This is a genomic window from Amycolatopsis sp. NPDC114504 (assembly GCF_055633595.1).
This window is the reverse complement of record NZ_JBVKDU010000004.1, coordinates 235,013-243,902: the sequence shown is the minus strand read 5'-3', so window position 1 is coordinate 243,902 and position 8,890 is coordinate 235,013. Positions and strand designations below refer to the sequence as shown.

General features: G+C 72.8%; 5 protein-coding genes. 3 read left to right on the top strand and 2 right to left on the bottom strand.

Annotated features, from left to right (window positions below; genetic code table 11):
• The first annotated feature begins 42 nt into the window (after positions 1 to 42).
• The 3 genes from asnB (at position 43) to ACZ7PG_RS30970 (ending at position 5,816) form a co-directional block, all read left to right on the top strand.
• Positions 43 to 1,878 carry an asparagine synthase (glutamine-hydrolyzing) gene (gene asnB / locus ACZ7PG_RS30980; RefSeq protein WP_470242664.1) on the top strand — a complete coding sequence of 612 codons (1,836 nt, stop codon included), beginning with the start codon at positions 43 to 45 and terminating at the stop codon, positions 1,876 to 1,878.
• Between the two features lie 68 nt (positions 1,879 to 1,946).
• On the top strand, positions 1,947 to 2,603 hold the full coding sequence (locus ACZ7PG_RS30975) for a DUF7019 family protein (RefSeq protein WP_470242663.1): 657 nt from the start codon (positions 1,947 to 1,949) through the stop codon (positions 2,601 to 2,603).
• Positions 2,604 to 5,816 (top strand): WD40 repeat domain-containing serine/threonine protein kinase, encoded by a 3,213-nt coding sequence (locus ACZ7PG_RS30970; protein ID WP_470242662.1) that lies wholly within the window; start codon positions 2,604 to 2,606, stop codon positions 5,814 to 5,816.
• A gap of 17 nt (positions 5,817 to 5,833) precedes the next feature.
• On the opposite strand, the gene pntB is transcribed toward ACZ7PG_RS30970, so the two are convergent.
• A complete protein-coding gene (gene pntB / locus ACZ7PG_RS30965; RefSeq protein WP_470242661.1) occupies positions 5,834 to 7,258 on the bottom strand; it encodes a Re/Si-specific NAD(P)(+) transhydrogenase subunit beta in 1,425 nt (474 codons plus the stop codon).
• Between the two features lie 4 nt (positions 7,259 to 7,262).
• Entirely contained in the window at positions 7,263 to 8,819 is a 1,557-nt protein-coding gene (locus ACZ7PG_RS30960) for a Re/Si-specific NAD(P)(+) transhydrogenase subunit alpha (protein WP_470242660.1), read from the bottom strand.
• Positions 8,820 to 8,890 lie beyond the last annotated feature (71 nt).

The window sequence follows — 8,890 nt, the reverse complement described above, 5'->3', positions numbered from 1 at the left end:
CCGCGAGCCTGGATACGCTCCACCGCAACGGAAGGAGCAAACATGTGCGGGGTTGCCGGCTGGGTGTCGTTCGACCGTGACCTGACCAAGGAACGGCCCGCCGTCGAGGCCATGACGCACAGCATGCGGCAGCGCGGCCCCGACGAGTGGGGGATCTGGACCGGGACGCACGCCGCCTTCGGCCACCGCCGGCTCTCGATCATCGACCTGCCCGGCGGAACCCAGCCGATGTCGGTCGACACCCCGGACGGCGAGGTCGTGCTCACCTACAGCGGCGAGACGTACAACTTCGTCGAGCTGCGTGACGAACTGCGCCGGCGCGGCCACCGGTTCCGCACCGCGAGCGACACCGAGGTGGTGCTGCGCGGGTACCTGGAGTGGGGCGCGGCGGTCGCCGAGCGGATGGTCGGCATGTGCGCGATCGGGGTGTGGGACGGCCGGACCGAGCGCCTGCTCCTCATCCGCGACCGCCTGGGCACCAAGCCGTTGCACTACTTCCGGACCCCGGACGGCGTCCTGTTCGGCTCCGAGCCGAAGGCGATCCTGGCGCACCCGCTGGCGGAGGCGGTGGTCGACACCGACGGCATCCGCCGGCTGCTGCTGGGGTTCCCGAGCACCGACGAAGGCGTCTGGTCGGGCGTGAAGGTCGTCCGCCCGGGCACGGTGATCACGGTGGACCGGTCCGGCCTGCGCGAGCACACCTACTGGCGCCTGACCGCCGAGCCGCACACCGAGGACCGGGAATCCACGGTCCGGACGGTCCAGGCGATGATCGAGGACAACGTCGCGCACGAGCTGGTGGCCGACGTGCCCCGGGGCGTGCTGCTGTCCGGCGGCCTGGACTCCAGCGTGCTCACGGGTCTGGCCGACCGCAGCCTGCGTCCCCGCGGTGAGATCGTCCGCACGTTCTCGGTGGACTTCCCCGACCAGACCGAGAACTTCAAGCCCGACACCATCCGGGGGAGTGCCGACGGCCCCTACATCGCCGACGTCGTGAAGCACGTCGGGACCGAGCACCACCAGCTCGTCCTGGACCACCGCGCGCTGTCCGACCCGGACGTGCGCCGCGAGGTCGTGGCCGCCTGGGACGCGCCCTACGGCATGGGTGACATGAACAGCTCGATCTTCCTGCTGTTCAAGGCACTCAAGGAACACGTCACGGTGGCGCTGAGCGGCGAGGCCGGCGACGAGATCTTCATGGGCCACCTCTGGCACCACGCCGAATCGGTCTACACGGGCGGCAACTTCCCCTGGTTCGTCGCCTGGCCCCAGCTGGACACGTCGTCGTACATGACCCGGGAGTTCATCGACCTGGTCGACCTCCCGGGGTTCACCCAGGACAGCTACCACGACGCGCTCACCGAGGTCCCCCACCTGGACGGCGAGGACACCCGCCGGCGCAAGCAACGCGAGATCGCCTACCTGGGCCTGACCCGCTTCATGCGCACCCTCGAAGACCGCCTGGACCGGATGGCGATGCGCGCGGGCGTGGAGACCCGGGTCCCGTTCTGCGACCACCGCCTGGTGCAGTACCTGTACAACGTCCCCTGGTCGATGCACACCTTCGACGGCAACGAGAAGAGCCTGCTCCGCGCGGCGGCCCGGGACGTGCTCCCCGACTCGGTCGCGGCCCGCCGCAAGAGCGGGTACCCCTCGACCCAGGACCTCCGGTACGTGGCCGCGCTCCAGCAGCAGGTGCGGGACGTCCTCGCCGAGTCGAACACCGACGCGTTGTTCATGTGCGACCCGAAGAAGGTGGCCGAGGCGGCCGGCCGGCACCCCGCCGACGTGGACCCGGCGGCCCGCTACACGTTCGAGCGGATCCTCGACGTCGCCGTCTGGCTCGACCTCACCAAACCCGCCCTCAAACTCTCCTGACCCGGCGACGACGGCCGCGATGCCGGCGACCGGCCCGGTCGCTATCATCCGGTCAGCGTCGTCGGGGGATGGGGAGCACGGTGTCGTTCCAGTACTACCTGTACGTCAGTGACAGCAAGGTCGACATGCTGCTCGCGCAGATGGACCCGGCCTTCACGCGCAAGCGCACCACCGAGGTCAGCGTCAACCTGAAGCTCTTCGGGGGCAAGCAGGCCACGGAGGCGCCCGCGGGCGGGGAGCGCACGGCGAAGCTGCAGCGGGTGGTCCGGTACCTGGAAGAGCACGGCGACCTCGGCACGGTCGACGAACCCGGCCAGTTCTTCTGGGGACTGCTGCCGATGAGCTGGGGACCGTTCCCCGCGGAGCCGACGCTCGCGTACTTCGGCGGGAGCACCGGGCGGACCGTCGTCGGGCTCGGCGGGTCCGGGCACCACATCCTCGGCGGCGGCCCCGCGGCCGGGGTGCCGCGCTCGGTGCTGCCGTCGCTGCTCGCCGGGCTGCGCAGCGACCCGGAGATCGGTGCGCTGACCGAGGCGATCAAGCGCGAGGACGACGGGGCGCACAAGGGGGCGCTGGCCGCCGTGCAGCGGGCCAACGAGGCCATGCCGGGGCCGGACCAGAACCTCGAGTTCGTCGCCAAGCGGCTGCTGACCGGGCCCAGCCCCACGGCCGACGGCGTGAACGTCGTGCTCGGCACCCCGCTCTACGTGGCGCAGGTGGACTAGGTGTGGTCCCCGGGGGACGTCGTGCTCGGGGTGTACGAGGTCCGTGACGTCGTCACGACCGGCGGCATGGGCCTGGTGTACCGCGTGTGGCACCGCCAGTGGGGGATGGAGCTGGCGGTCAAGACCCCGCGCCAGGAGCTGGTCGCGTCCCCGGCCGACGCCGAGCGGTTCGAGGCCGAGGCGGAGGCCTGGGTCGGCCTCGGCGCGCACCCGCACGTCGTGAGCTGCGCCTACGTCCGCCGCGTCGACGGCACACCCCGGGTGTTCGCCGAATGGGCCGGCGGCGGCAGCCTCGCCGAGGCCGTCCGCGACCGCGCGCTCTACGACGGCGGGCACCGCCCGGCCGTGCGCCGGATCCTCGACCTGGCGATCCAGACCGCCTGGGGTCTCGGGCACGCGCACGAGCGCGGCGTGGTCCACCAGGACGTCAAGCCCGCCAACGTCATGCTCGACGGCGACGGCGCGGCGAAGGTCACCGACTTCGGCCTGGCCAACGTCACCGGCGGCGAGGGCCTGACCCTGGAGTACTGCTCGCCCGAGCAGGCCAGGGGCGAGACGCTCGGCCCGGCGACCGACGTCTGGTCGTGGGCGGTGAGCGTGGTCGAGATGTTCGCGGGCGGGCCGCCGGCGATGTTCGGGCACGCGGCGGCGGGCGTCTTCGCGCAGTTCCTCGAGGCCGGTCCCGCCGACCCCGTCCTCCCGCCGGTGCCGCCGGGGGTCGCCGACCTGCTGCGACGCTGCTTCGCCGAGAACCCCGCGGCCCGGCCCGCGGGGTTCGGTGAACTCGCCGACGAGCTGGCGGAGCTCTACCGGTCCGCGGTCTTCGAGCCGTACCCGCGGCAGCGGCCGGACGAAGCCCCGCTGCTCGCCGACGCGCTGTCCAACCGCGCGCTGTCCCTGCTGGACCTCGGGCACGCCGAGCAGGCGGACGAGCTGTGGGAGGAGGCGCTGCGCGCCGACCCGCACCACCCGCACGCGACCTACAACCGCGGGCTGCGCCGGTGGCGGGCCGGCGCGCGGACCGACCGGCAGCTGATCGCCGAGCTGGACGCGGTGCGGCTCAGCTACGACGGCGACCGGACGGCCGACCACCTGCTCGCCGCCGTCCACATCGAGCGCGGGGACAAGGAGTCGGCGCTCCGGCTGCTCGACGACCTGCCCGACGTCCCGGACACCGCCACCGCCCGCGCCCTGCCGGACCGGGCGGTCACCGAGCGGCCCAGCCCGGTCTACGTCGACCGGGCGCACCCGATCGCGCTGAGCGCCGACGGCCGGGTGGCCGCGGTGACCTTCCGGGGCAAGGAGGCCGAAGTCTGGTCCCTGCCGGACGAGCGGGTGCGGTACAGCCTGGCCGGCCACGAAGACCGCCTCCGGTCGGTGTCGCTGAGCACCGACGGCCGGGTGCTGGCCTCCGCCGACGCGAGCGGGCAGGTGCGGGTCTGGGACACGACCACGGGGGAGTGCACCCGGGTCGCCGACCTGCCGGCGGGCACGGTGGAGGCCGTCGCGGTCAGCCCCGACGGGACCATGGTGGCCACCGTCGGCGGCGACGGGTCCGTGCGGGTACTGGGCGACGCCGTGACGCTCGTCCGCGCCGGGTCGGCGGAGTCGGAATCCGGCCGGGGCTGGGCGATCGCGGTGACCGCGGACAACGAGCGCCTGGTCGTGTTCGACGGCTTCGACTGGACGCTGCGGGTGCTGACCCGCTCCGGCGAGGAGCTGTGGCGGGTCGGCGGCCTGCGGCACAACTGCGCGATCAGCCCCACCGCCCGGTACGCGCTTTCGGCCACCCACGACGACCAGGTCGTCCGGGTGGACCTGGCGACCGCCGAGGTCACGGTCATCGGCAGCGCCCTGTTGTGGAACAAGGGTTTCAGCTGGCTGGCGGTCAGCGACGACGGCCGGACCGCGGTGAACACGTTCGACCTCCTGGTCCAGCGGTGGCAGCTCGACGAAGGCCGCTGCACGTTCACCACGACCGTCTCCTCGCGCGACCCGATGGAGATCGCCGCGGACGCCGGCGGCAGCGCCGTCCTGGTCCTGCTCGGCAGCCGCACCCCGCGGACCGTCCACACCACCGCCGTCGTCCACCTGCCCGAGCCGGGGCCCGCCGCGCCGTGGAGCTACGCCCGCCCGCAGCCGACCGACCGGATGGCCGGGGACGCGCTGATCGCCGCGGAAAACCTCGGCCTGGCCGCGGAGTTCCTCGACACCGGCCGCCTCGCCGACGCCCGGCGGCAGCTGGACATCCTGCGCGCGATGCCCGCCTACCGCAGGCACCCGGAGCTCCGGACCCTGTGGCGGCGGGTGGGCGCGGTCAGCGAGCGGATCGCCCTAGCGGGGGTGTGGCCGTCCCGCCGCTTCGACGCCGTCCTGCACGGCCGGACGGCGCTCACCCGGGACGTGCACTACGCCTTCGCCGACTTCTTCGGCCGGGGCGTCCAGGTCGTCGACCTGCGCACCGGCGAGGTGGCGGCCGCGCCGGAGCGGCACGAGCTGGACTTCGAGCACGCGACGGCCTGCGCGGACGACCGTCACGTGCTCGCGCTGGATTCGGACGGCGCCGAAGTGCTGTGGGACCTCAGGACGGCCCGCCGCGCCGGCGTCGTCGTGCGGGACGAGGTCGGGAACCCCGTGCTGAAGGACGAGAACCCCACGTTCGAGTTCATCCGCCGCGATGGTCTCGCCGTCCTGCGCAACCGGCTGACCGGCCGCCCGCTGCACGGGTGGTCGGTGCGGGCGGACGAGCGGGTGGTGCTGTCGGGGTCGGTCGCCGTCGTGGTCGAGAACGACGGGCGTGCCCGGGTGGTGGACGTCGGGAACTTCACGACCGTGCGCGAGGCGCGCGTCTACGCCGGCGAGTCGGTCGTGGTCGCGAGCGCCGACGGCCGGGTCCTCGCCGCCACCCGGCTCGCCTTCGACAACACCGGCGAGGTCGTGCTGTCCGTCGCGGGCTCGGCCGAAGCCGTGGCGAAGGTGGCCGACGACCGGGTGGTGTCCCTGGCCCTCAGCGCGGACGGCGACCTCCTGCTCACGGCGTCGCCTCGGCTGCTGCGCCTGTGGCACCTCCCGAGCGGCGGCCTGGTGACCGAGATCGAATGCGGTGAGGACGTCATCGCGGTCGAGCTGTCGCCCGACGGGTGCGCCGCGGTGGCCATCCTGGGGTACTACCACCTCCAGTGCTGGGAGCTGGACTGGGACTATCGCCCCTAGCCCAGCTCCCCGCAGGATCAGCCGACGGCCACCCGGCTGGGAAGCGCGGCCAGGATGTCCTGGACGCGGTCCTTGGCGTCGCCGAAGAGCATCTGGCTGTTGTCGCGGAAGAACAACGGGTTCTGCACCCCCGCGTAGCCGGTCGCCATCGAGCGCTTGAACACCACGACGTCGCCCGCTTCCCAGACCCGCAGCACCGGCATGCCCGCGATCGGGCTGGCCGGGTCCTCGGACGCGGCCGGGTTCACCGTGTCGTTGGCGCCGATGACCAGGACGACGTCGGTTTCGGCGAAGTCGTCGTTGATCTCGTCCATCTCCAGGACGATGTCGTAGGGCACCTTGGCCTCGGCGAGCAGCACGTTCATGTGCCCCGGCAGCCGCCCGGCGACCGGGTGCACCCCGAAGCGGACCTCGACGCCGCGGTCCCGCAGGCGCCGGGTCAGCTCCGCCACCGGTCCCTGCGCCTGGGCGACCGCCATGCCGTACCCGGGTGTGATGATCACGGAACGGGCGTCGGCGAGGAGCTCGGCCACGCCGGCGGCGTCGACCTCGCGGTGCTCGCCTTCGACCTCCGCCGACCCGGTCGCCGCGGGCGCGCCGAAGCCGCCGGCGATGACGGAGACGAAGGACCGGTTCATCGCCTTGCACATCACGTAGGACAGGTACGCACCCGAGGAGCCGACGAGCGCGCCGGTGATGATCAGCAGGTCGTTGCCCAGCAGGAAGCCCGACGCGGCCGCCGCCCAACCGGAGTAGCTGTTGAGCATCGAGACGACGACCGGCATGTCCCCGCCGCCGATCGAGGCGACCAGGTGGATGCCGAGCAGCAGCGCCAGCAGCGTGACCACCGCCAGCAGCCAGACGCCCGGGCTGACCACGAAGACCACGGTCAGCGCGGCGAAGGCCACCAGCGCGCCGAGGTTGAGCGCGTTCTTGCCGGGCAGCTGCAGCGGCTGGGACGCGATCCGCGCCGACAGCTTGAGGTAGGCGACGATCGACCCCGTGAAGGTCACGGCGCCGATGAACACGCCGATCACGACCTCGGCGTGGTGGATCCCCAGCAGCGACCCCGTCAGCTCGGTGGCCGTCGAGCCGGCTTCGACTTCGAGGAAGCCGTTCCAGCCGACGAGCACCGCGGCCAGGCCGACGAAGCTGTGCATCAGGGCGATCAGCTCGGGCATGCCGGTCATCTCGACCACGCGTGCCCGCCACAAGCCGATGGCCGCGCCGATCACGAGCGCCACGAGCAGCAGCGTGATGCCGAGCCCGGAGGCGGCCCCGAGGGCGGTGGCGGCGGTCGCGACCAGCGCGATCACCATGCCGGCGATGCCGAACCGGAGGCCGCGGCGGGACGTTTCGTGCTTGGCCAGCCCGGCGAGGCTGGCCACGAACAGCAGGGCGGCGATGAGGTAGGCCGCCGTCTTCCAGGTTTCCGCGTGCACGGGCTCAGCTCCTCGAGAACATCGACAGCATCCGGCGGGTCACCGCGAAGCCACCGACGACGTTGATGGCGGCCAGCAGCACCGCGGCGGTGGCCAGGACGGTGGTCAGCGCGCCGCCGCCGGTGATCTGCAGGATCGCGCCGACGACGATGATCCCGGAGATCGCGTTGGTGACCGACATCAGCGGCGTGTGCAGCGCGTGGTGCACGTTGCCGATCACGTAGAAGCCGATGACGATCGCGAGGACGAACACTGTCAGGTGCCCGGCCAGCTCGGGTGGCGCGAACGCCGACGCCAGGAACAGCGCCACGCCGCCCAGTCCGGCGCCCGCCACCCGCGGCCACGGCGACCGGGGCTTCGCGGGCTCCGGCTCCGGCCGCGCGGCGGGTGCGGCCTGCGGGGCCGCGCTCACCGACACCGGGGGCGGCGGCCACAGGACCTCGCCGTCGCGGACCACGGTCAGCCCGCGCTGCACGGCGTCGTCGAAGTCGAGGGTGAGGCGGCCGTCCTTGGCGGGGGTGAGCAGCTTCAGCAGGTTCACCACGTTCGTGCCGTAGAGCTGCGAGGCTTGCGCGGGCAGCCGGGCGGGCAGGTCGGTGTAGCCGACGATCGTCACGCCGTTGCCGGTGGTGACGACCTCGCCGGCCACGGTGCCCGCGACGTTGCCGCCCTGAGCGGCCGCCATGTCCACGATCACGCTGCCCGGCTTCATCGACGCGACCTGCTCGGCCGTCATCAGCTTCGGCGCCGGGCGGCCCGGGATGAGCGCGGTCGTGATGACGATGTCGACGTCGGCGGCCTGCTCGGAGTAGATCTCCGCCGCCCGCCGGTCGTAGGCCTCCGACGTCGCCTTGGCGTAGCCGTCGGTGCTCGCCTCCTGCTCGACCTCCACCGCGAGGTACTCGCCGCCGAGCGAGCGGACCTGGTCGGCCACCTCCGGCCGCGGGTCGGTCGCGCGCACGACGGCGCCCAGGCTGTTCGCGGCCGCGATCGCCGCCAGCCCGGCCACCCCGGCGCCCGCGACGAGCACCTTCGCCGGCGGGACCTTGCCCGCGGCGGTGACCTGACCGGTGAAGAACCGCCCGAACACGTGCGCCGCCTCGATCACCGCGCGGTACCCGGCGATGTTCGCCATCGAGCTGAGCACGTCCAGCGACTGCGCCCGCGAGATGCGGGGGACCGCGTCCATCGCGAGCGCCGTGACCCCGCGTGCGGCCAGCGCCGCCAGCCGATCCGGCTCGAGCGCGGGTGCCAGCATCGACACCAGGACCGTGCCTTCGCGCAGCCGGTCGATCTCCGCGGGCTCGGGTGCGTTGATCGTGACCACGACATCGGCGTCCCACACCGGATGCGGCGACACCTCGGCCCCCGCGGCGGCGTAGGCCTCGTCGTCGAACCCGGAGCGCACACCGGTCCCGTTCTCGATCACGACGGTGTAGCCCAGCCCGATCGCCTTGCGCACGGCGTCGGGGGTGAGGGCCACTCGTGTTTCGGCCTTCTTCGACTCCGCGACCAGCCCGATGCGCAGACCGGGGCCGGGCGGAGCAGTGAGGTCGCTCATGCACCTCTCCTCGGAGATCACCAATGGATTGACGTGCCAGTAGCCATCTTCCGAAACGGACACCCCGAGCA